The organism is Nocardioides limicola (assembly GCF_016827675.1).
In the GTDB taxonomy this organism is placed as follows: domain Bacteria; phylum Actinomycetota; class Actinomycetes; order Propionibacteriales; family Nocardioidaceae; genus Nocardioides; species Nocardioides limicola.
In genome coordinates this window covers 702,409-723,366 of sequence record NZ_JAERJA010000001.1, presented here as the reverse complement: position 1 = coordinate 723,366, position 20,958 = coordinate 702,409, and the positions used below count along the sequence as shown (strand labels likewise).

Below are 20,958 nucleotides of genomic sequence, written 5' to 3'. Positions count from 1 at the left end.
CTGTGAGCGCGCTCGGCGACGTCGTACGCCTGCCTGTGTGGCGGCGGTTCGCGGTGGTGGCGGCTGCGGCCAGCGTCGTCGTCGCCGGCGCGGTCACGGCCGTGGGTTCGGAAGAGCACACGCCACCTCCGGTGCCGCGGGCCCAGTGCGGGCCCGGATCGATGCCGGAGACCTCGATCCAGGGCCGGGTGCCCGCCACCGATCACGCCAGTGGCCGGGCGGCCCAGGGTTACACCTGCAACACCGAACGGGTCTCCGGGCACGGGACGACCGGCGGCTTCAAGGTGATCCGGCACACCGACAACGCCGGCAACACCTGCGCCTACTACGACTCGACGCGGATGTTCCCGGTCGATGCGCTCACCAACCTGCTCGGCGGCACCGGGCTGGGCGTGGTGGTGCTGGACATGAACGACCCGGCCAACCCACGCAAGACCGCCAACCTGGTCACCCCGGCGATGCTCAGCCCGCACGAGTCGCTGCTGCTCAACGAGGAGCGCGGCCTGCTGGTGGCGGTGATGGGCAACCTGCTCACCGCTCCCGGGATCCTCGACGTGTACGACGTCAGCCGCGACTGCCGCAAACCGCGACTGATGTCGAGCACCCTCTCCGGCGTACTGGGCCACGAGAGTGGCTTCTCGCCCGACGGGCGCACCTTCTGGTCGGCCGGCGCTGCCGGACACACGGTGACCGCGGTCGACCTGACTCTGCCGTGGCTGCCGCGGGTGGTGTTCAGCAAGCCGATGGGCATCTTCCACGGGCTGCGGTTCTCCGACGATGGTCGGACGATGTACGTCGCCGACATGGGCACCTTCACCACCAACAGCATCCTGGACCGACCCGGCCTGCGCATCTACGACGTCTCCGAGGTCCAGGACCGGAAACTCTTCCCGAAGGTGCACCAACTGTCCGAACTGAGTTGGCCGACCGTCTCGATCCCGCAGGTGGCCGAGCCGTTCACCCGTGACGGGCGCCAGTACCTGCTCGAGGTCGACGAGTTCACCGATCTCTTCGACGACGGGCTCAAGGTGGATCTGCGCAACGGCCCGGTCGGTGCGGCGCGGATCATCGACGTCCAGGATCCCCGCAAGCCGCACGTGGTGTCGGACCTGCGCCTGGAGGTGCACCAGCCCGAGCACCGCGACGACGACCTGTTCGCCGATCCCGGCACCGAGACCCCGATCGGCGGCTACTCCGCGCACTACTGCTCGGTGCCGACCCGGGACAACCCGAGATTGGCTGCCTGCTCGATGATCGGGTCCGGGCTGCGCGTCTTCGACATCAGCGACCTGACCCGGCCGCGCGAGGTGGCCTACTTCAACGCGCCGACCGGTGCCGGGGCCAATGCCCTGTCCCAGCCGGCTTGGGACGTCGACAACGCCACCCTCTGGTACACCGACGCCAACAGCGGCTTCCATGCGGTCAGGCTCACCCACCGGGCGGCGGCGCTGCTGCGCTGAATCGTGGGTCATGGAACCTTCGCGACCGGGACCTCGGTGGTGGTGACATCGGTGCTCGTCTCTCCGAGGTCGGCGTAATAGTCCACGAGTGGTCTGCCCCAGGGGGTTGCACTGCGTGACCCGTCCTGCCAGAAGATGACCACCTGGTGGGCGTCGACGAACACCTGCGTGAGTTCCACGGCGGTGCCATCGTGCTGAACGAACCGAACGCCTGCGGCAGGGTGGCCACGCAGGTCGACCTCGGCGTGTCGCGAGGCTCGGACCGGCATGGCCGTGAACGCCTTCACAAGTTCCTCGATCAAGCCTCGGTCGGTGATGGACGTGCGTCTGACCTCGGTCGGTGACGGGCTGTAGTCGTAGAAGAACAGATCGACCTGGGCCACCTCGCCCGCATCGATGCCGATCGAGCGCTCGGCGGGAGAGCAGGCAGCAACCGCGAGTGCCAGTAGCATCACCACGCCCAGGGCCAGGCGATGACGCTTTGGGTGGCCTGTGTGTGCACGCACGGCGTCCACCTCCATCACGTGAGCCTGAACTTTGTGTTCGAACCGACCATGCCCGAGTTGAGCACGATGTTCGTGTAGCCACTCCAACCGTAGTGCGTAGGCAGTACGACGCGACGCGTCGGATCCCTGCGTCCCCGTGGTAGACAGTGGCGATGATCGCTCGGGCCATCAACGGCACCCCGGTGCTGCTCGTCACCCTCACCTGCTGGCTGCTGGCCGGCTGCGCGCTGTTCGCGGACGAGGGGGACGGTCGCGGACACGAGGGCGCCGTCGTGGCCGGGCATTTCACCCACTCCGACATCAAGTCGGGACCGAAGCACGGGCGACTGGTGCTGGTGGACGCGGACGGGCAGTTCTGGGAGGTCCCGACGAGAGGCATGGACGCGGGCAGTGTGCTGGTGGGCGACGACGGGCTCTTCCTCGCCGACCGAACCGACGAGCTGTTCGTAGGCAGCGACTCGGTCACCAGGACGTCGCGGGGAGCCGAGTTCGACCTGGGGGAGTGGGGCGGCATGGTCGCCGGCTATGCGCTCCAGGTGTTCAACGTCGGCACTCTGGGCACCGACGACTACCACTTCGGTATCTCCGCCTGGGACGGACGAGGCACGCCGCTGGTCGGTGAGCTGACCGGCGACATTCGCGCCTACGGCGGCTGCGCCGACGCCGGCTACTTCGTGGTCACCAACTGGGGGGACGGCCCGGCGGACCGGCGCCTGGTCCGGGTCACCGTCACTGCGGACGAGTTGGACGTCTCCACGGTCGGGCCGCTGCGGGCAGCCGGCGTCCAGCTTCGAGACGTCGAACTCTTCTGCGTCCAGGACTCGCTGGTCTCCTTGGCCAAGGTGCGTGACGACGCTGGCCGGCGGGTCGACTCGATCGTCACCATCGATCCCGTCACCGCGGCGGTGACGGTGCAGCCACTCACCGAAGTGCTGCCGTCCGGCCGCTACTCGTTCTGGCCGCGAGGAGTGATCGGGGACGAACTGGTCCTCTCCCGCTCGAATGAGGGTGCCGTGGTCGCCGTGGACCTGGCCACGGGCGAGACCCGCGACGTGCTCGCCGGTGACCAGGCGGCGTACACCACCTCGGTCGGTGTGCAGGGCGACCAGGTGGTGCGGTGGCACTTCTACGACGATGCCGATCCCAGGATCGAGGTCGTCGACGTGGCCACCGGAGAGGTGCGGCACGACATCACGGTGACCGGCCTGCGGCAGGCGAGCCGGTCGTGGGACGAGTGGCTCGCCTCGACACCGGTGCTGGTGCCGGGGGACGGTTCGTAGCGGCCACCGCGGCCGCGATGGCGTGGTTACCGCCTCCGGAGCAGACTGGAGATGACCACGGACCGGCCGTGGCCGGACAGGCACGAGGAGGCGTCATGACCACCAAGACCTGGACCGTGAACCTGGTCCTCGACGAGCAAGGTGACGACACCTACGCCGACGCCGTACTGGACGTCGGCAAGGGCGAGGAGAAGTGGCTCAAGGGCCGCGGATTCAGCCGCAAACACCCCCGCGACGAGGCCGCCCCGCGGATCGGCGACGAACTCGCCGCAGCCCGGGCGCTGTCGGATCTGGCACACCAGTTGCTGGGTGTGGCGGCCGAGGACATCGAGCGCAAGACCCACACCCCACCCCGGTCGCTCAGCCTCTGATCAGTCAGGCCAGGCGAGTCATCTGCACCTCGACGAACATCTGCGAGGCGGCGGCCCCGGTGTAGATGCCGTTCAGTGGCCGCACGTCGGCGTAGTCACGCCCCGTCGCGACGGTGACGTGGCACTCGCCCGGCGGCTGGGCGTTGGTGGGGTCGAAGGCGCGCCACCCGTCGTCCCACCACTCGACCCAGGCGTGTGACTCGCCGTGGGTCTGCTCCCCTACGGCAGGCTGGGCCGTGGGCAGCAGGTAGCCGGACACGTACCGGGCCGGGATCCCGACGGTGCGCAGCGCCCCGATCACCAGGTGCGCCATGTCCTGACAGACGCCGCTGCGCTGCTCCCACGCCTCGGCCGCCCGGGCATGCACATGGGTGGAGCCGGGCAGGTACTCGATCTCGGAGTGCACCAGCGAGCAGACCGCCTTGGCCACGTCGCCGGGCCGGTCGCTGCCGGCGACAAGGTCGCGGGTCGCCCGGGCCAGTTCGTCGGGTGGGGCCACCCGGTCGGGGGCCGCGACGTACTCGGCCAGGTCGTCGGTGACCGCCTGCTCCCGCAGGTCGGCCCAGTCGAGGGTGGCGGGGCGTTCGGCGGGCCGCTGGGTGTGCACCGTCGACGTGGCCGTGACCGTCAGCTCCCGGTGCGGGTCGAGCACCTCGAAGGCGGTCACCATGCTGCCCCAGTAGTCCCGGTAGGTGTAGGTCCACGGATGCGGGGTCACGTCCACCCGCGAGTGCACCACCAGCTGCTCGGTGGTGGTCTGCGGAGTCAGCCTCGCCTCGTTGTACGACGCGCTGACCAGGTCGTCGTAGGAGAAGCCGGTGGTGTGCACGATCCGCAACTGCATGCCGCTCACCCCCGTGCCCCGCGCCAGATCAGCGCCTCGGAGCCGGCGAAGAAACGGTGTGTGATCGCCTCGGTCGCCGCGGCGCAGGCGTGCTGCAGCCGCTCCATCGCGCTCGGCAGGTCGGCGAGCACGTCGCTGAGCGAGCGGTACTCCAACTCGGCCCGGATCCGGCCGAGCAACCGGTGCGCGTCGTTCTCGAAACCGGCCCGCTGACCGGTCGACTCCAGATTCGTCAGGCACTGCTCCGCGCGGCTGATCGAATAGACGATGGACCGCGGGAAGAGCCGGTCCAGCAGCAGGAACTCCGCCGCCTCCCGGTCCGTCTCCAGCCCTTTGTAGGCCCGCAGGAACGACTCGTGGGCGCCGCAGGCACGCAGCGTGGTGGTCCACGCCTGCCCGTGCGACAGCGACGCGCTCGCCAACAGTCGGGAGGTCATGTCCGCGCGTTCGATGGCTCGTCCGAGCACCAGGAACTGCCAGCCGTCATCGCGGGTCATGGTGGCATCCGCGGTGCCGTTGACCAGGGCCGCCTGATCGCGTACCCAGCGGAACCCGCGGGCCGGCTGCAGCGATCGGAAGTAGCCGGATCCGATCGAGCGGTAGGTCGTGTTGATGGCCTCCCACATCGGCTCCGACAGCGTCTCCCGGGCCCGCCGGGCGCTCTCCCGGGCAGCGGCCAGACTGGCCGCGATCGAGGCCGGTGAATCACGCCGGTAGGCGAGCAGTTCCAACACCTCGGGCACCCCCAGGTCGGGGTCCTCGGGGGGCGGGGAGCCCATGATGGACAGCAGTGTGCGGCAGTCCTCGGGCACGTCGACCCCGGGCTCCTCGAGCAGCATCTGGGTCTGCACGTCAAGGATCCGGGCGGTGTCCTCGGCCCGCTCGACGTACCGGCCGATCCAGAACATCGACTCCGCGATCCGGCTCAGCATGACGCCCCCTGCTGCTGCTGCTGTTGCTGCTGGCTGGTGAGGTCGGTCAGCGCCGGACCGCTGACCGGTGGGGGTGATTCGGGCGCCGTCGGCGCGGGGGCCGACGGGCTGGACCAGGCCCGCCCCTGCCCGGCCAGCACCCAGGTGTCCTTGGAGCCGCCGCCACGGGAGGAGTTCACGATCAGCTCACCCTCGGGCAACGCCACCCGGGTGAGGCCGCCGGGCAGCACCCAGATCCGCTCCCCGTCGTTGACCGCGAACGGGCGCAGGTCCACGTGCCGCGGCCGCATCGCCCCGTCGGCGTACGTCGGCACCGTCGACAGCTGCACCACCGGCTGGGCGATCCAGCCACGCGGGGAGGCGATCACCGCCGCCCGGAGCCGGTCGAGCTCGGCACGACTGGCCGCCGGGCCGATCACGATCCCCTTCCCGCCGGAGCCGTCCACGGGTTTGAGCACCAGCTCATCGAGCCGGTCCAGCACTTCCTCGCGGCTGTCTGCGTCCCCGAGCCGCCAGGTGTCCACGTTGGCCAGGATCGGCTCCTCGGACAGGTAGTAGCGGATCAGGTCGGGCACGTAGGTGTAGACCAGTTTGTCGTCGGCGACACCGTTGCCGACGGCGTTGGCCAGCGTCACGTTGCCCGCCCGGGCAGCGTTGATCAGCCCGGGGCAGCCGAGCAGCGAGTCGGCCCGGAACTGCACCGGGTCCAGGAACTCGTCGTCGATCCGTCGATAGATCACGTGCACCGGCTCCAGGCCGTGCGTGGTCCGCATCAGCACCCGACCGCGTCGACACTCCAGGTCGCGGCCCTCGACCAGTTCCACGCCCATTGTCCGGGCCAGCAGCGCGTGCTCGAAGTAGGCGCTGTTGAAGACCCCGGGGGTGAGTACCACCACGGTCGGGTCGGCGACTCCGGCCGGGGCGGCGGCACGCAGCGCGGCCAGCAGCCGTTGCGGATAGCCGGCGACCGGTCGGATCCGGTGCTGGGCGATCGCCTCGGGCAGCGCGGAACTGATGGCCCGCCGGTTCGTCATCACATAGGAGACGCCCGAGGGCACCCGGACGTTGTCCTCCAGCACCCGGAAGTGGCCGTCGTCGTCGCGGATCAGGTCGATCCCGGCCACATGGCAGCGCACCCCGTTCGCGGCCTCCACCGAGGCCGCCTCCCGGTGGTAGTGCTCCGAGGAGGTCACCTCGCGGCGGGGGATGACCCGGTCGTCGAAGCACCTCCCGGTGTCGTAGACGTCGGCCAGGAACGCCTCCAGGGCGCGGACCCGCTGCTGCACGCCGGCCTCGACGGTGCTCCAGGTCTCCATCTCGATGATCCGGGGCAGGATGTCGATCGGGAAGGCCCGCTCCTCGCCGCCGATGTCGAAGGTGACGCCCTGGTCCAGGTAGGAGGTGGCCAGGGTGTCGATCCGGCTGCGCAACTCGGTGGCCGGCAGCGCCTCCAGAGTCTCCTGGAGGCGCCGGTACTCCGGACGCAACTGGTCGCCATCGAACATCTCGTCATAGGCACCACCCGGGGTGAGGGTGGGGAACCATTCGACCGCCGCCTCCATGAGCGCATGGTAGGCGGCTCAGGTTACGACCCGGTTGCGGTCGTACGACAGGCCTCAGACGGAAGCGAACTCCGCACCGATCGTCAACGCCTGCTCGGTCGCCGCGCCGAACAGGAACTCGAACCGCTTGGCGCTGGTGAAGAACCGGTGCGCCTCGCCGTCGAGATCGATGCCGACACCACCGTGCACGTGCACACAGGTGTGCGCGAGCCGGTGACCTGCGTCGGCGGCCCAGAGCTTGGCCACCGCCACCTCGGTGGTCGCCGGCAGCCCCTCGGCGAGCCGCCAGACCGCCTGCCACAGGGTGAGCCGCTGGCCGAGCACGTCGATGAACCCGTCGGCGAGCCGGTGGGCGACGGCCTGGAAGGTGCCGATCGGCCGGTTGAACTGCTCTCGGCTCTTCGAGTACGCCGTGGTCAGCGCCAGCGCGCCCTCGGTCACCCCGAGCTGCTCGGCCGCCGCACAGACGGTGAGGAGTTGACCCAGTCGCTGCACCGCGGCCCCGTCGCCGACCCGGGTGGCCTTGGCATCGGTGAAGGTGACCAGCGCCGAGAGGTCGCCGTCGCTGGTGCGCTGCGGCTGCCGGTCCACCCCGGTCGCGGATGCGGCCACCAGGTAGACCCCGGGGCCGCTGGGCCCGGTCGCGGTGACCAGGAACGCGTCGGCGGCCATCCCGGCCCGGACCAGGGTCTTGACCCCGTTCAGGGAGTCCGTCCCGGCGGCGGTGACGGTCGGCTCGGTGGGCAGGTGGGCGTGCGCCTCGGCCACCGCACCGGCCAGCAGCAGGTCACCGGTGGCGGCGCCGGGCAGCCAGGCGGCCTGCTGCTCCGGCGTACCGGACTCGGCCAGCAGCAGCGCGCAGGCGCCGTGCCCGGCCAGCGGCACCGGTGCGACCGTGCGGCCGACCTCGACCAGCACCCGGCACAGCTCCACCAGGCCGAGTCCGGCGCCACCATGCGCCTCGGGGATGGCCAGCGAGATCAGCCCGGCCTCGCCGAGACTGCGGAGCAGGTCGCGGTCGAAGCGGTCGCCGCCGGCCTCGACCTGCTTCATCCGTTCGTTGGTGGCCAGGTCATGCAGGATCGAGGCGGCCAGCGACGCGGCCTCGTCGGATTCGGGGGTGAATCGGAAGTCCATGGTGTCTCCTCGCGGTCAGCGCTTGGCGGCGGGCAGGCCGAGGCCGACGTAGCCGATGATGTCTCGTTGGATCTCGTTGGTGCCGCCGCCGAACGTCATCACCAGCGATGAGCGGTGGTAGCGCTCCAGGCGGCCGGCCAGCACCGCGCCGGGGGAGTCGGCGGTCAGTCCGGCGTGCGGGCCGACGATCTCCATCAACACCCGGTACACCTCGGTGGCCAGCTCGGAGCCGTAGATCTTGGTCGCCGAGGCCTCGGCCGGGGAGAGGGCGACGCCGTGGTCGGCGTCGGCTGCGAGCTTCCAGTTGATCAGCGAGAGGGCGTCCACGCGGGCGTGAGCGCGTCCCAGCGCGGCCTGGACCCACTCGGTGTCGATCACCCGGTTGCCGTTGGGCAGCCGGGTCTCCGACGCCCAGTCCCGCACCAGCTGCACCGAGTGCACCAACGGGGCGGCCGAGGTGAGCGCCACCCGCTCGTGGTTGAGCTGGTTGGTCATCAGTGCCCAACCGCCGCCGCGCTCGCTGACCAGGTTCGACGCCGGCACCCGGACATCGGTGTAGTAGGTGGCGCTGGTGCCGACGCCGGCGACGGTGTGCACCGGGGTGTAGGAGACGCCGGGCGCGTCGGCAGGCACCAGGATCATCGACAGGCCCTTGTGGCGCGGCTGCTCCTCGGTCCGGCAGGCCAGCCAGATCCAGTCGGCGTACTGGATCAGTGAGGTCCACATCTTCTGACCGTTGATCACCCACTCGTCGCCTTCGAGCACCGCCTTGGTCTGCAGCGAGGCGAGGTCGGTGCCGGAGCTGGGCTCGGAGTAGCCGATCGAGAAGTGCAGCTCACCGGCCAGGATCCGGGGCAGGAAGTACTCCTTCTGCTCCGGGGTGCCGAACCGCATGATCGTCGGGCCGACGGTGTTCAGGGTCAGGTAGGGGATCGGTACGCCGGCCACCGCGGCGACGTCGGTGAAGATCAGCTGCTCGGTCATCGAGCGCCCCTGACCGCCGTACTCGGTCGGCCAGCCGATGCCCAGCCAGCCGTCCTTGCCGACCTGCCGGATCACCTCGCGGTAGACCCCGGCCTCACCGAACTCACCGGTCGCCGAGGAGAGCCCGGCGCGGATCTCCGGGGTGACCAGATCGGCGAAGTAGGCGGTGAGCTCGGCCCGCAGGGCCTGCTGCTCGGGGGTGAGGGTCAGTTTCATACGAGGGTCTCCTGGGCGTCGAGGCGTTGTTGACGGACGAAGCGGGTGGCCAGCCGGTTGGCCAGCGCGGGGGAGAGGCGACCGATCCGCCAGGCGATCCGGCCCTGGCGTGGTTCGACCAGGTACGGCTTGTCGGCGGCGACCGCGGCCAGCACCTTGGCGGCCAACTGGTCGGGGTCGACCGGGCGTTTGATGCCCTGGCCGCGGAGGAAGTAGTCGCGACCACGGACGGGGCCGAGCTGGCCCTTGTCCAGGATCGGAGTGTCGACGGCTGCGGGGCAGACCACGGTGACTCCGACGCCCCTGTCGGCGGCCTCGGTGCGCAGTGCCAGGGAGAGGCCGACGACCGCGTGCTTGGTCATCACGTACGACGTCAGCAGGCCGGCCGCCATCAGCCCGCCCATCGACGCGGTGTTGACGATGTGCCCGTGGCCCTGCCGGATCATCTGCGGGTAGGCGGCGGCCACGCCGTGCACGACGCCCCGGATGTTGACGTCGATGATCGCGTCCCACTGGGCCAGGGTGAGGTCCTCGGTCTCGCCGAGGAAGCTGATCCCGGCGTTGTTGAAGAGCAGGTCCAGACGCCCGTGCTCGGCCACCACCCGGTCCACCAGGGCCTGGACGGCGATCGCGTCGGTGACGTCGCAGGTGTGGGCGGTGCCGCCGATCGCCTCCGCGGTTCGGGCGGCTGCAGCAGCGTCGATGTCCACGCAGTGCACGATCGCGTCGGCCTCGGCCAGGGCCCGGGCGAGTGCGGCGCCGATGCCGGAGCCGGCACCGGTGACGATGGCTGTGCGCGCGCTGAACCGGTCTCGGAGCTGGGAACCCACAGCGGCCTCCTGATCGGCGTACCTTGGAGATAAGTCGGTGCGTTGGGGTGGCACCGGCGACAGAAAAACTATAACCTGTTCTCGTTTTCCTGTCACTGACCGTGCCTGAGCTGGAGGTTTCCCATGGCCGACGTCCGAGTCCTCGATAAGGGCACCGCACCCGACCGGTTCGCCCGGGGGTGGCACTGCCTCGGCCTCGTCGAGCAGTTCAAGGACGGCAAGCCCCACGCCGTGGAGGCGTTCGGCGGCAAGTTGGTGGTGTTCGCCGACTCCCAGGGCGAGGTGCACGTGCTGGACGGCTACTGCCGGCACATGGGCGGTGACCTGACCCAGGGCAGCGTCAAGGGGGACGCGGTCGCCTGCCCGTTCCACGACTGGCGCTGGGGCGGCGACGGCAAATGCCAGGGCATCCCGTACGCCCGTCGGGTGCCGCTACGGGCGCGCACCCAGGCCTACCCGACCGCGATCCGCAACGACCAACTGCTGATCTGGCACGACGTCGAGGGCTCCGAGCCCGATCACGAGATCCTGCCTCCCGAACTGCCCGGCCTGGCCGAGGAGTACACCGACTGGACCTGGAAGGTCGTCCCGATCGAGGGGTCGCACTGCCGGGAACTGATCGACAACGTCGTCGACATGGCGCACTTCTACTACGTGCACTTCTCGTTCCCGACCAGCTTCCGCAACGTCTTCGAGGGCCACATGGCCACCCAGTTCATGGAGTCCAAGGGCCGTCCCGACGTCTCCGGCGGCTACGGCGACGCCGAGCTGTTCCTCAAGTCCGAGGCGACCTATTACGGGCCGTCGTACATGATCAACTGGCTCGACGTGGACTACAAGGGCTTCGAGACCGAGGTCATCCTGATCAACTGCCACATCCCCACCGGGCCGGACTCGTTCACCCTGCAGTACGGCATCACCGTCAAGAAGCCCGAGGGGCTCGATGACGACACCGCCAACTACATCGCCAAGAAGTACGCCGATATGTTCGGTGGCGGCTTCCTCCAGGACGTGCACATCTGGAAGAACAAGGTGCCGGTGGCCAACCCGCTGCTGTGCGAGGAGGACGGGCCGGTCTATCAGCTGCGGCGCTGGTACGAGCAGTTCTACACCGACGCCGCCGACATCGCTCCGGAGATGACCGACCGGTTCGAGTTCGAGGTGGACACCACCAAGGCCAACGAGTACTGGCAGGCCGAGGTGGCCGAGAACCTGGCGAAGAAGGCAGCCGACGAGGGTGCCGAGATGGCCGAGGCCTGATGCCCGGCATCGTCGCCACCAGCGAGGAGACCCGGCAGGACGAGGTGCGCTACACCCAGGCCCGGCTGGTCGAGGTCGCCTGCCTGGACTGCCTGGCCAGGGTGGGGGTCAAGAAGAACAGTGACCACCACACCCAGATCCAGTGGAGCTCCGCGGCGTTGGCCGACTGTGCGGAGTTCCGGCGTGCCGAGACCCGTCCCGAGGGGCGGGACGTGAAGGCGGCCTGCCCCCGGCTGCGTGCGAGCATCGACGCCGCTGTGCAGTCGGGCGAGATCGTCATCGGAGCTGAAGATGGATACTGAGTCCTACGTCCTCGACGTCGTCGAGGTCATCGAGGAGACCGCGGATGCGCGGTCCGTGGTGTTGCGGATCCCCGAGGAATTGGCGGAGACCTTCACCTACAAGCCGGGGCAGTTCCTGACCGTGGCGATCCCCAGTGACCAGACCGGGATCGCCGCCCGGTGCTACTCGCTCTCCAGCGCGCCGTGCGAGGGTCGGCATGCGATCACCGTCAAACGGACCGTCGACGGCTACGCCTCCAACTGGGTGTGCGACAACCTCAAGGCCGGCAGCACGCTGCGGGTGCTGCCGCCGAACGGCATCTTCACTCCGAAGACCATCGATGACGACTTTCTGCTCTTCGGCGGGGGATCGGGCATCACCCCGGTGATCTCGATCGCCAAGACCGCGCTGGCCACCGGCACCGGCCAGGTGGTGCTCTTCTACGCCAACCGGGACCAGGACTCGGTGATCTTCGCCCGGGATCTCGCCGAACTCCAGGCCGCACACCCGGATCGGTTCACCGTGGTGCACTGGCTGGAGTCGGTGCAGGGGCTGCCCAACCAGGAGATCCTGAAGACGTTCGCGGCTCACTTCGACACCTTCACGGCGTTCGTCTGCGGGCCTGGACCGTTCATGAAGGCCGCCACCGGCGCTCTCAAGGAGCTCGGCTTCCCGCGCGAGCGCCGGCATCAGGAGAAGTTCGTCTCCCTGGGCGGCAACCCGTTCGGGGACGTGGAGGAGATGCGGGCCGCCGAGCAGACCATCGCGGAGGCCGACGACCACGAGGACACCGACCCGCCCGCGGTCACCGGCCCGGTCTCGGTCGAGGTCGAACTCGACGGCCAGCAGTACTCCTTCGATGACTACGCCGGGGATCGCCCGCTGCTGGACTTCCTGGAGTCCAAGGGCGTGCCGGCGCCGTACTCGTGTCGGGAGGGCAACTGCAGTGCGTGCGCCTGCGTGGTGCTGGAGGGTGACCTGCGGATGCTCAACAACGACGTGCTCGACGAGGCCGACCTGGCCGACGGGATCCGTCTGGTCTGCCAGTCGCTGCCGCTGACGGAGAAGGTGCGCATTTCGTACAACGGCTGAGGCAGGGGACGGATCTTCTCGGTGGGTCAGTTTCGGTGACCCCGAGATGTTCAGTCTCGAGGATGGGCGTCGCTGCGCCATCCCTGCCGAGACGTTGACGGTGGACTGGGTGCGCGGCGCCACGACCGTCGTGGGGGTCGCCTACGTCGACAGCCGGGGCGCCGGTCACTTCGCTCACGGGCGACGTGTCGTGGTCCGCGAGTTGGATGGGGCGTTGGTCGCAGCAGTCGACACCCTCGCGATCGTGCACGCGGTGGGGTGGTTGGACGATCGGTTCGTCGTCCAGGCCTACAACCCCACGCCGGGGTACGAACTCCTGGACCTGCTCATCGTGGACCCCGAGGCTCAGGAGTTCGAGCGCCATGATCTCGGCTTCCAGGTGCTCTACGTGGGCGATTGAACCGGGCAGCGGTCGCTGCCGCTGACGGAGAAGCTGCGCATCTCACACAACGGTTGATCTGCCGACGATTCTTCGGGTAGTAGCGGCTTCGTCTGGAGGATTCTTCGGGACCTTCGACTCGGTCGAAGAATTACAAGGTTGTAGTTACTTAGAAACCCTTGCCATGGGGCAGATGTGACTGGTGTGATCTGTGGGAATCACCTCTTCCTCGCCTCAGGAGCGCAATCCCGTGAGCCATCGACGAACCGCTCGGCGCCGTCCGCTGACGCTGCTCCCGCACGCGCTGCTGTCGCTGGTGATCGGGCTCACCGGGGCGCTGACCGTGCTGTCCCAACCCCCCTCGGCCGCGCCGGCGCCCGAGTGGCAGTTGGCATCCCAGCCACACTCGCCCGACGTCACCGTGTTCACCCTGAACGTGGCCCACACCCTCAACGGTGACCAGGTCCGCGCCGACATCCGGCGCGTGCTGAACCAGTCCGGGGGTCAGATCGGCGCGTTCCAGGAGTTCTCCACGAACTCGCACCGGCAGGCGCTGATCGAGATGATGAACGCCCGCAACTTCGGGTACTACGCACCGGCCGACGGCAACTGGGGAGGCAGCATCCCGATCGTGTGGGACCGGGCCCGCTTCCAACTCATCGAGGGCCGCAGCGTCCTGGTGCACGAGCGCGACATCGTCGGCAAGCACCCGGCCCGGCACGTCAACTCGGTCCGGTTGCGCGAGCTCGCGACCGGCAAGGTGTTCGGCGTACTGAACGCCCACACCATCTCCGGCGGCTCGCACGACGCCCAGCCGCACGACGCCAAGGGGGACAGTCGCAAGACCGTCCTGCTCCGCCAGCACCTGCTGGTGCTCAGGCAGGAGATCCTGCGGATGCACGAGACCACCGAACACGTGGTGGCGCTGGGCGACCTGAACGTGAACTACAACGCCGATCGCCGCCGCAAGGTGGCCGGACTGCCCACCCGGCAGCTGGGCCCGATCGTCGACTTCAACATGCCGGTCGGTCAGGCCTCCTGGGGCGGCAAGAACTCCACCTCGCTGCTCGACTACAACATGTCGGTCAAGGTGGAGCGAGGCGGTGGCTTCCAGCCCCTGAACAACCGGATCGTCCGTGGGTTCAACTCCGACCACCATGCCGTGATCGCCAGCTACCGGCCCATCGACCTGTTCGCCACCGGTCCGCTGGTCAACAACCCCACCGGCAAGCCGCTGGCCCGCAAGGTGGTCCTTGATCGGGTGACCAGGGTGGTCCGCAACACCGAGGCCGGCGCCGAGGTCCGGATCGCCACCCGGCACCTCCAGTACCCGCCGCTCTACCGGGCGATCCGGGATGCCTACGCGCGCGGCGTGCACGTGAAGATGATCGTCGATGCGGCCGGCACCACCAGCCACGAGGCCATCCTGATCAACCTGCTCGGCACCGACACCGAGGCGAACTCCTTCGTGAACCAGTGCGCCGGTGCCTGCGGCACCAGCAGTGGTCGGCTCGAGGCGGCGTACGTGACCGCCTCGAGGACCGGTGCTGCCCAGCAGCTGGTGGTGCAGTTGCCGGGCATGCTGCACGCCACAGCCCAGCGCACCCTCACCGATGCCTTCATCGCCAACGATCCGGCGCTCTATCAGAGGTTCCTGGCCGCGTTCGACACCGCAGTGGCCGGCGATGACCAGCCCAGTGCGGCCAGGGGGCTGGCTGCCGGGTCCTACCGCGTTGCCTTCCGGCCGCGGACCGACACTGATCGCGACGTGATGCGGGTGGCGTTGAACCAGGTTGCCTGCCGGCGATCGACCAGCCCGCGCACGGCCAACGGGCGCACCGATGTCTTCGTCTCATCGGCGCGGATCCAAGGTCCTCGTGGCCGCGAGCTGTCGCAGAAGCTGGCCCAATTGGCGGGTCAGGGATGCCGGGTCCGGGTGGTCGCCACCAAGATCGCCAAACAACCTCGCAAGATGCTACGTGCGGCTGGCGTACCCGCCCGCACGGCCAAGGTCTCCTCGAACCTGCTGGTGGTCGACGGGCACTACGAGGGCACTCGCAACAACCAGGTGGCGTGGGCCGGTTCTCAGGTGTGGAACAACGCCGGTCTCTCCGGTGAGGGCTCCACATTGCGCACCGACAAGCTCGACCATGTGCTGACCTACCGGAGCGCGGTCAACAAGACCTGGTTGCGGGCCCGCAAGCTCTGGTAGCTGTCCCGGCCCGGGTCTTGCCCTCGGCCTACCAGCCGCGAGCGCGCCACTCGGCCAGGTGTGGGCGTTGGGCACCCAGCGTCGAGTCGTCGCCGTGGCCCGGATAGAACCAGGTGTCGTCGGGCAGTTCGGCGAAGATCCGGGTCTCCACGTCGTCGAGGAGTTGGACGAACGCGTCGGCGTCGCCGAACGTGTTGCCCACGCCGCCAGGGAACAGGCTGTCACCGGTGAACAGGTGCGGATGTCCGGTCGGGTCGTCGTAGCGCAGTGCCACCGAGCCTGGGGTGTGGCCGCGCAGCGCGATCACGGCCAGCGACACCTCGCCCACCCTCACCGTGTCGCCGTGCTCCAGTGTTCGGGTCACCGGGACGCCGGTCTGCTCGGTGATGGCGTCTGCGTCCGGAGCGCCCGCCAGCACCGCGCAGCCGGTCGCTGCCACCACCTCGGCCAGCGCCCGGTGGTGATCCCAGTGCTGGTGCGTGGTGACGACCGTCGCCAGCGAGTCGCCGACCAGCTCGAGCAGCCGCGGCGCCTCGTCGGCGGCGTCGATCAACAGGCGGTCGCCGGTCTGACGGCAGGTGAGCAGGTAGCAGTTGTTGCTCATCTGGGCATCGACGGCGACCTTGGTCACGGTGAGCGTGGACAGTTCACGGACGTCGGCCGGACCACCGGCGCGGACCTTCCCGGAGTAGCTCATCGGTTCCTCGAATCGGGTGGGGGACGGGCTCCGTGAGATTCTGCCAGCCTGCGGCGGGTCGAGTTGATCCGGACCGCTACGATGGCGAACATGTGTTCGAAGGCCACGGTGGGTTCGAAGGCCATGGTTGAGGAAGGACGATGATGGACAAGCTGGTCATCCGGGGGGCCCGGGAGCACAACCTCAAGGATGTCTCCCTCGACCTGCCCCGGGACAGCATGATCGTCTTCACCGGCCTCTCCGGCTCCGGCAAGTCCTCGCTCGCCTTCGACACGATCTTCGCCGAGGGACAGCGCCGGTACGTCGAGTCGCTGTCCGCCTACGCACGCCAGTTCCTCGGCCAGATGGACAAGCCCGACGTCGACTTCATCGAGGGGTTGAGCCCCGCGGTCTCGATCGACCAGAAGTCCACCTCCCGCAACCCCCGCTCCACCGTCGGCACCATCACCGAGGTCTACGACTACCTGCGGCTGCTCTGGGCCCGGGTCGGCAAGCCGCACTGTCCCACCTGTGGCGCGCCGATCGAGCGACAGACCCCGCAACAGATCGTCGACAAGGTGATGAGCCTGGAGGACGGCCGACGCTTCCAGGTGCTCGCACCGGTGGTGCGCGGACGCAAGGGCGAGCATCTCGAGCTCTTCAAGCAGCTGCAGGCAGCCGGCTACTCCCGGGCCCGGGTGGACGGTGAGACCCACACCCTGGACAACCCGCCGACGCTGGCCAAGCAGCGCAAGCACACCATCGAGGTGGTCATCGACCGGCTCACCATCAAGGAGTCGGCCAAACGGCGGCTCACCGACTCGGTGGAGACCGCCCTGAGTCTGGCCAGCGGGCTGGTGCTGATCGACTTCGTCGACGCCGAGCCGGGGGACGCCGACGGCGAGTTGCGGTTCTCCGAGAAGATGGCCTGCCCCAACGAGCACGCCATCGACACCGACGAGCTGGAGCCGCGCACCTTCTCGTTCAACTCGCCCTACGGCGCCTGCCCCGACTGTCACGGGCTCGGCACCCGGATGGTGGTGGACGCAGAACTGGTGGTCCCCGACCCCGGGGCCACCCTCGGCGAAGGAGCCATCCAGCCCTGGACGGGCGCCCACGTCGCGGAGTACTTCCTGCGACTGATGGCATCCCTGGGTGAGGAGCTCGGCTTCGACCTCAACACCCCCTGGGAGGAGCTCCCCGAGTCCGCCCAGCAGGTGCTGCTCGACGGGCGTGCGGAGAAGGTGCACGTGCGGCACAAGAACCGGTACGGGCGGGAGCGTTCCTACGACGCCAAGTTCGAGGGAGTCCGCGGGTACGTCGAGCGGCGCCACGCCGAGGCAGAGTCGGACACCTCCCGGGAGCGGTTCGAGGGCTACATGCGTGAGGTGCCCTGCCCCACCTGCGACGGCGCCCGGCTCAAGCCCGTCAGTCGCGGCGTCACCGTCGGCGGCAAGGGGATCGCCGAGGTCTGCGCGATGTCCATCGGGGACTCGGCGACCTTCCTGGCCGGCCTGGAGCTGTCGGCCCGGGACCGGCAGATCGCCGAACGGGTGCTCAAGGAGATCAACGAACGCCTCCAGTTCCTGCTCGACGTCGGGCTCGACTACCTCAGCCTGGACCGGGCGTCGGGGTCGCTGTCCGGCGGTGAGGCGCAACGGATCCGGCTGGCCACCCAGATCGGCGCCGGACTCGTCGGCGTGCTGTACGTCCTCGACGAACCGTCGATCGGCCTGCACCAGCGCGACAACCAGCGACTCATCGAGACCCTGGTCCGCCTCAAGGAGCTCGGCAACACCCTGATCGTCGTCGAACACGACGAGGACACCATCCGCACCTCGGACTGGGTCGTCGACATCGGTCCCGGCGCCGGCGAGCACGGTGGGCAGGTGGTGCACTCGGGTCCGGTCGCGGAGCTGCTCACCCACCCGGACTCGATCACCGGCCAGTACCTCTCCGGACGACGCAGCATCGCGCTGCCCGACGTACGCCGCCCGCTGACCAAGGGCCGCAGCCTCACCGTGCACGGCGCCAAGGAGCACAACCTGCGCGACGTGGACGTGTCGTTCCCCCTCGGCGTCTTCTGTGCCGTCACCGGCGTCTCCGGCTCCGGCAAGTCCACGCTGGTCAACGACATCCTCTACACCGCGCTGGCCAAGGAACTGCATCACGCCCGTTCGGTGCCCGGGCGGCATCGCAAGATCAGCGGCGTCGAACACGTGGACAAGGTGATCCACGTCGACCAGTCGCCGATCGGCCGCACGCCGCGGTCGAACCCGGCCACCTATACCGGCGTCTTCGACCACGTCCGCAAACTGTTCGCCGCCACCCCCGAGGCCAAGATGCGCGGCTACCTGCCGGGCCGGTTCTCGTTCAACGTCAAGGGCGGCCGCTGCGAGGCCTGCAGCGGCGACGGCACCCTGAAGATCGAGATGAACTTCCTGCCCGACGTCTACGTGCCCTGCGAGGTCTGCCACGGCGCTCGGTACAACCGGGAGACCCTCGAGGTGCACTACAAGGGCAAGACCGTCTCCGAGGTGCTGGACATGCCCATCGAGGAGGCAGCCGACTTCTTCGCCGCCGTCCCGGCCATCGCCCGACACATGAACACCCTGTGCGACGTGGGCCTGGGCTATGTCCGCCTCGGGCAGCCCGCGACCACGCTGTCCGGCGGCGAGGCGCAGCGGGTCAAACTGGCCGCGGAACTGCAGAAGCGGTCCACCGGGCGGACCGTCTACGTCCTCGACGAACCCACCACCGGCCTGCACTTCGAGGACATCCGCAAACTGCTCGGCGTCCTGTCCAGCCTGGTCGACAAGGGCAACACGGTGCTGGTCATCGAGCACAACCTCGACGTCATCAAGACCGCCGACTGGATCGTCGACATGGGTCCCGACGGCGGGTCTCGTGGCGGCATGGTGGTCGCCGAAGGCACCCCCGAGCAGGTGGCCGCGAACGCGCACAGCTACACCGGACAGTTCCTGGCCCCCTTGCTGGAGGCGGCCACCTCGGTACGCTGAACGCACCCGACCTGAGGAGCGTCATGGACGATCGCACCGAGACCCCCGGACTGACTCGCCGCCGAGCCCTCGGCGTGGCTGGCATCGGCATCGCGGTGCCGGCGCTCGCCGCCTGCGGAGACGACAACGGCGACCCGGTGGGTGTGGATCCTGACGGGCTGAGCCAAGGCGGCAACCAGGCCCCCGGCCCCGGATCGGCTGACGGAATCGTGGACGCCGCCGACGTGCCGGTGGGTAGCGGTGTCATCGTCGCCGAGGAACGAGTGGTGGTCACCCAGCCCACCGCCGGCGATTTCAGGGCTTGGTCGGCGGTCTGCACTCACGACGGCTGTTTGGTCTCCCGGATGGACGGCGCCGAGATCGTCTGCACCTGCCATTTCAGCCGCTACTCGATCACCGACGGGTCCGTGGTCGGTGGCCCCGCGCCCGCGCCGCTGGACGAAGTCAGCATCAGCGTGGAGGACGGCCGGGTCGTCCGTGGCTGACCAGCTCTTCATCAACGGCGCCTGGGTGTCAGGGGAGCGGGGCACCTTCGAGGTCACCGACCCAGCCACCGAGGACGTGATCGCCACCGTCGCCGACGGAGGGGTCAACAACGGACGGGCGGCGGTCGACGCCGCGCAGGACGCCTTCGACCAGTGGCGGCGTACGGCGCCGAGGGAGCGCGGCGAACTGCTGCGGCGCACCTTCGAGCTGATGCACCGGGACATCGACCGGCTCACCGAACTGATCAGCGCCGAGAACGGCAAGGCGCTCGCCGACGCCAGGGCCGAGGTCGTCTACGCCGCAGAGTTCTTCCGCTGGTTCAGCGAGGAGGCGGTGCGCAGCAGCGGCCGCTGGGGCGAGGCGCCAGCCGGTGGGGTCCGCAACATCGTCACCCACCATCCGATCGGAGTCGCCGCTTTGGTGACGCCGTGGAACTTCCCGGCCGCGATGGCGACCCGCAAGATCGCGCCGGCGCTGGCGGCCGGCTGCACCGTGGTCCTCAAGCCGGCGTCGGAGACTCCGCTGACGGCATTCGCAGTCGCCGAACTGATGGTCGAGGCCGGCCTACCGCCGGGTGTGGTCAATGTCGTCACCACCACCAAGTCCGGCGAACTCGTGAGCAGTTGGCTCGAGGATCCGCGAGTGCGGATGCTCTCCTTCACCGGCTCCACCGCTGTCGGTCGACTGCTGCTGAAGCAGGCCGCCGAACGTGTGGTCGTCACCGGGATGGAGTTGGGGGGCAACGCCCCGTTCGTGGTGGCCGCCGACGCCGACCTGGAGCGGGCGATCGACTCCGCGATGGTCGCCAAACTGCGCGGCGGCGGGCAGGCGTGCACCGCCGCGAACCGGTTCTACGTCCACGAAGCGGTGGCCGAGGAGTTCGCTGAACGCCTGGGTGCGGCGTACGCGAAGCTGCGTGTCGGTGCAGCCGCCGACGGTGCCGACATCGGACCACTGATCAGCGCCAAGGCAGTCGCCGAGATCAGCCACAAGGTCGACGAGGCCGTCGCCGCCGGTGCTCGGATCACCCAGCGATTGCCGGTGCCCGATTCTGGACGCGGGCACTTCCTGGCGCCGGTGGTGCTGGCCGACGTCCCCGCGGACAGTGTGCTGGTCACCGAGGAGACGTTCGGGCCGGTGGCACCGATCGTCACCTGGAGCGACGACACCGCCCTGCTCGACATGGTCAACGGCAGCGAGTTCGGTCTGGCCGCCTACGTGCATGCGGGAGACCTGCAGTGGGCGATCACCATCGCCGAGCGGATCGAGGCTGGGATGGTCGGCATCAACCGCGGCCTGGTCTCCGACCCGTCCGCACCCTTCGGTGGCGTCAAGCAGTCCGGACTCGGCCGGGAGGGCGCCCGGGAGGGACTGGAGGAGTTCCTGGAGACCCAGTACCTCTCCATCGCCTGGGAGTGAACACTGGCCA

Annotated in this window: 19 protein-coding genes; 11 read left to right on the top strand and 8 right to left on the bottom strand. The window is 69.1% G+C overall.

Annotated elements, in window-relative coordinates; all coding sequences use genetic code 11:
• Positions 1-2: 2 nt before the first annotated feature.
• Positions 3-1,460: an LVIVD repeat-containing protein gene (locus JKG67_RS03495; protein WP_203335828.1), complete on the top strand. Its 1,458-nt coding sequence runs from the start codon at positions 3-5 to the stop codon at positions 1,458-1,460.
• An 8-nt stretch (positions 1,461-1,468) separates the two neighbouring features.
• Here the strand turns inward: JKG67_RS03495 and JKG67_RS03490 are convergent, their stop codons facing one another.
• Complete coding sequence (locus JKG67_RS03490) at positions 1,469-1,966, bottom strand: hypothetical protein (RefSeq protein WP_203335827.1); 498 nt, start codon at positions 1,964-1,966, stop codon at positions 1,469-1,471.
• Between the two features lie 152 nt (positions 1,967-2,118).
• Between JKG67_RS03490 and JKG67_RS03485 the strand changes: the two genes are divergently transcribed.
• Both JKG67_RS03485 and JKG67_RS03480 read left to right on the top strand, forming a co-directional pair.
• Positions 2,119-3,246 carry a YycP family beta-propeller protein gene (locus tag JKG67_RS03485; protein ID WP_203335826.1) on the top strand — a complete coding sequence of 376 codons (1,128 nt, stop codon included), beginning with the start codon at positions 2,119-2,121 and terminating at the stop codon, positions 3,244-3,246.
• Positions 3,247-3,341: 95 nt separating this feature from the next.
• Entirely contained in the window at positions 3,342-3,617 is a 276-nt protein-coding gene (locus JKG67_RS03480; protein ID WP_203335825.1) for a DUF1876 domain-containing protein, read from the top strand.
• Between the two features lie 4 nt (positions 3,618-3,621).
• Here JKG67_RS03480 and JKG67_RS03475 read toward each other — a convergent pair whose 3' ends face one another.
• Genes JKG67_RS03475 through JKG67_RS03450 form a run of 6 tightly spaced genes read right to left on the bottom strand, consistent with a single transcriptional unit; the run spans position 3,622 to position 10,122 of the window.
• Positions 3,622-4,461 carry a transglutaminase family protein gene (locus JKG67_RS03475; protein ID WP_203335824.1) on the bottom strand — a complete coding sequence of 280 codons (840 nt, stop codon included), beginning with the start codon at positions 4,459-4,461 and terminating at the stop codon, positions 3,622-3,624.
• A gap of 5 nt (positions 4,462-4,466) precedes the next feature.
• A complete protein-coding gene (locus JKG67_RS03470; RefSeq protein WP_203335823.1) occupies positions 4,467-5,393 on the bottom strand; it encodes an alpha-E domain-containing protein in 927 nt (308 codons plus the stop codon).
• Positions 5,387-6,955 (bottom strand): circularly permuted type 2 ATP-grasp protein, encoded by a 1,569-nt coding sequence (locus tag JKG67_RS03465; protein ID WP_203335822.1) that lies wholly within the window; start codon positions 6,953-6,955, stop codon positions 5,387-5,389. The genes JKG67_RS03470 and JKG67_RS03465 overlap by 7 nt, the downstream gene beginning before the upstream one ends.
• A 54-nt stretch (positions 6,956-7,009) precedes the next feature.
• Positions 7,010-8,092 (bottom strand): acyl-CoA dehydrogenase family protein, encoded by a 1,083-nt coding sequence (locus JKG67_RS03460; RefSeq protein WP_203335821.1) that lies wholly within the window; start codon positions 8,090-8,092, stop codon positions 7,010-7,012.
• A gap of 15 nt (positions 8,093-8,107) precedes the next feature.
• Positions 8,108-9,292 carry an acyl-CoA dehydrogenase family protein gene (locus JKG67_RS03455; RefSeq protein ID WP_203335820.1) on the bottom strand — a complete coding sequence of 395 codons (1,185 nt, stop codon included), beginning with the start codon at positions 9,290-9,292 and terminating at the stop codon, positions 8,108-8,110.
• A complete protein-coding gene (locus tag JKG67_RS03450; RefSeq protein WP_203335819.1) occupies positions 9,289-10,122 on the bottom strand; it encodes an SDR family oxidoreductase in 834 nt (277 codons plus the stop codon). Before JKG67_RS03450 ends, JKG67_RS03455 begins: the two co-directional genes overlap by 4 nt.
• 123 nt (positions 10,123-10,245) lie before the next feature.
• On the opposite strand from JKG67_RS03450, the gene JKG67_RS03445 reads away from it, so the two are divergent.
• The 5 genes from JKG67_RS03445 (at position 10,246) to JKG67_RS03425 (ending at position 15,347) form a co-directional block, all read left to right on the top strand.
• Positions 10,246-11,382 (top strand): 3-ketosteroid-9-alpha-monooxygenase, oxygenase component, encoded by a 1,137-nt coding sequence (locus JKG67_RS03445; protein WP_203335818.1) that lies wholly within the window; start codon positions 10,246-10,248, stop codon positions 11,380-11,382.
• Entirely contained in the window at positions 11,382-11,684 is a 303-nt protein-coding gene (locus tag JKG67_RS03440) for a hypothetical protein (RefSeq protein ID WP_203335817.1), read from the top strand. Before JKG67_RS03445 ends, JKG67_RS03440 begins: the two co-directional genes overlap by 1 nt.
• Positions 11,674-12,756 (top strand): ferredoxin--NADP reductase, encoded by a 1,083-nt coding sequence (locus tag JKG67_RS03435; protein WP_203335816.1) that lies wholly within the window; start codon positions 11,674-11,676, stop codon positions 12,754-12,756. The genes JKG67_RS03440 and JKG67_RS03435 overlap by 11 nt, the downstream gene beginning before the upstream one ends.
• A gap of 46 nt (positions 12,757-12,802) precedes the next feature.
• A complete protein-coding gene (locus JKG67_RS03430) occupies positions 12,803-13,156 on the top strand; it encodes a hypothetical protein (protein ID WP_203335815.1) in 354 nt (117 codons plus the stop codon).
• Positions 13,157-13,385: 229 nt separating this feature from the next.
• Positions 13,386-15,347 (top strand): hypothetical protein, encoded by a 1,962-nt coding sequence (locus JKG67_RS03425; RefSeq protein ID WP_203335814.1) that lies wholly within the window; start codon positions 13,386-13,388, stop codon positions 15,345-15,347.
• Between the two features lie 28 nt (positions 15,348-15,375).
• Here JKG67_RS03425 and JKG67_RS03420 read toward each other — a convergent pair whose 3' ends face one another.
• A complete protein-coding gene (locus JKG67_RS03420; RefSeq protein ID WP_203335813.1) occupies positions 15,376-16,044 on the bottom strand; it encodes an MBL fold metallo-hydrolase in 669 nt (222 codons plus the stop codon).
• Positions 16,045-16,184: 140 nt separating this feature from the next.
• On the opposite strand from JKG67_RS03420, the gene uvrA reads away from it, so the two are divergent.
• Genes uvrA through JKG67_RS03405 form a run of 3 tightly spaced genes read left to right on the top strand, consistent with a single transcriptional unit; the run spans position 16,185 to position 20,948 of the window.
• Positions 16,185-19,043 (top strand): excinuclease ABC subunit UvrA, encoded by a 2,859-nt coding sequence (gene uvrA, locus JKG67_RS03415; protein WP_203335812.1) that lies wholly within the window; start codon positions 16,185-16,187, stop codon positions 19,041-19,043.
• A 23-nt stretch (positions 19,044-19,066) separates the two neighbouring features.
• The gene (locus tag JKG67_RS03410; RefSeq protein ID WP_203335811.1) at positions 19,067-19,528 is read left to right on the top strand and encodes a Rieske (2Fe-2S) protein; all 462 of its coding nucleotides are present in this window, start codon (positions 19,067-19,069) and stop codon (positions 19,526-19,528) included.
• Positions 19,521-20,948, top strand: coding sequence for an NAD-dependent succinate-semialdehyde dehydrogenase (locus tag JKG67_RS03405; protein ID WP_307816413.1), 1,428 nt, complete (start codon positions 19,521-19,523; stop codon positions 20,946-20,948). Before JKG67_RS03410 ends, JKG67_RS03405 begins: the two co-directional genes overlap by 8 nt.
• The last annotated feature ends 10 nt before the right edge of the window (positions 20,949-20,958 follow it).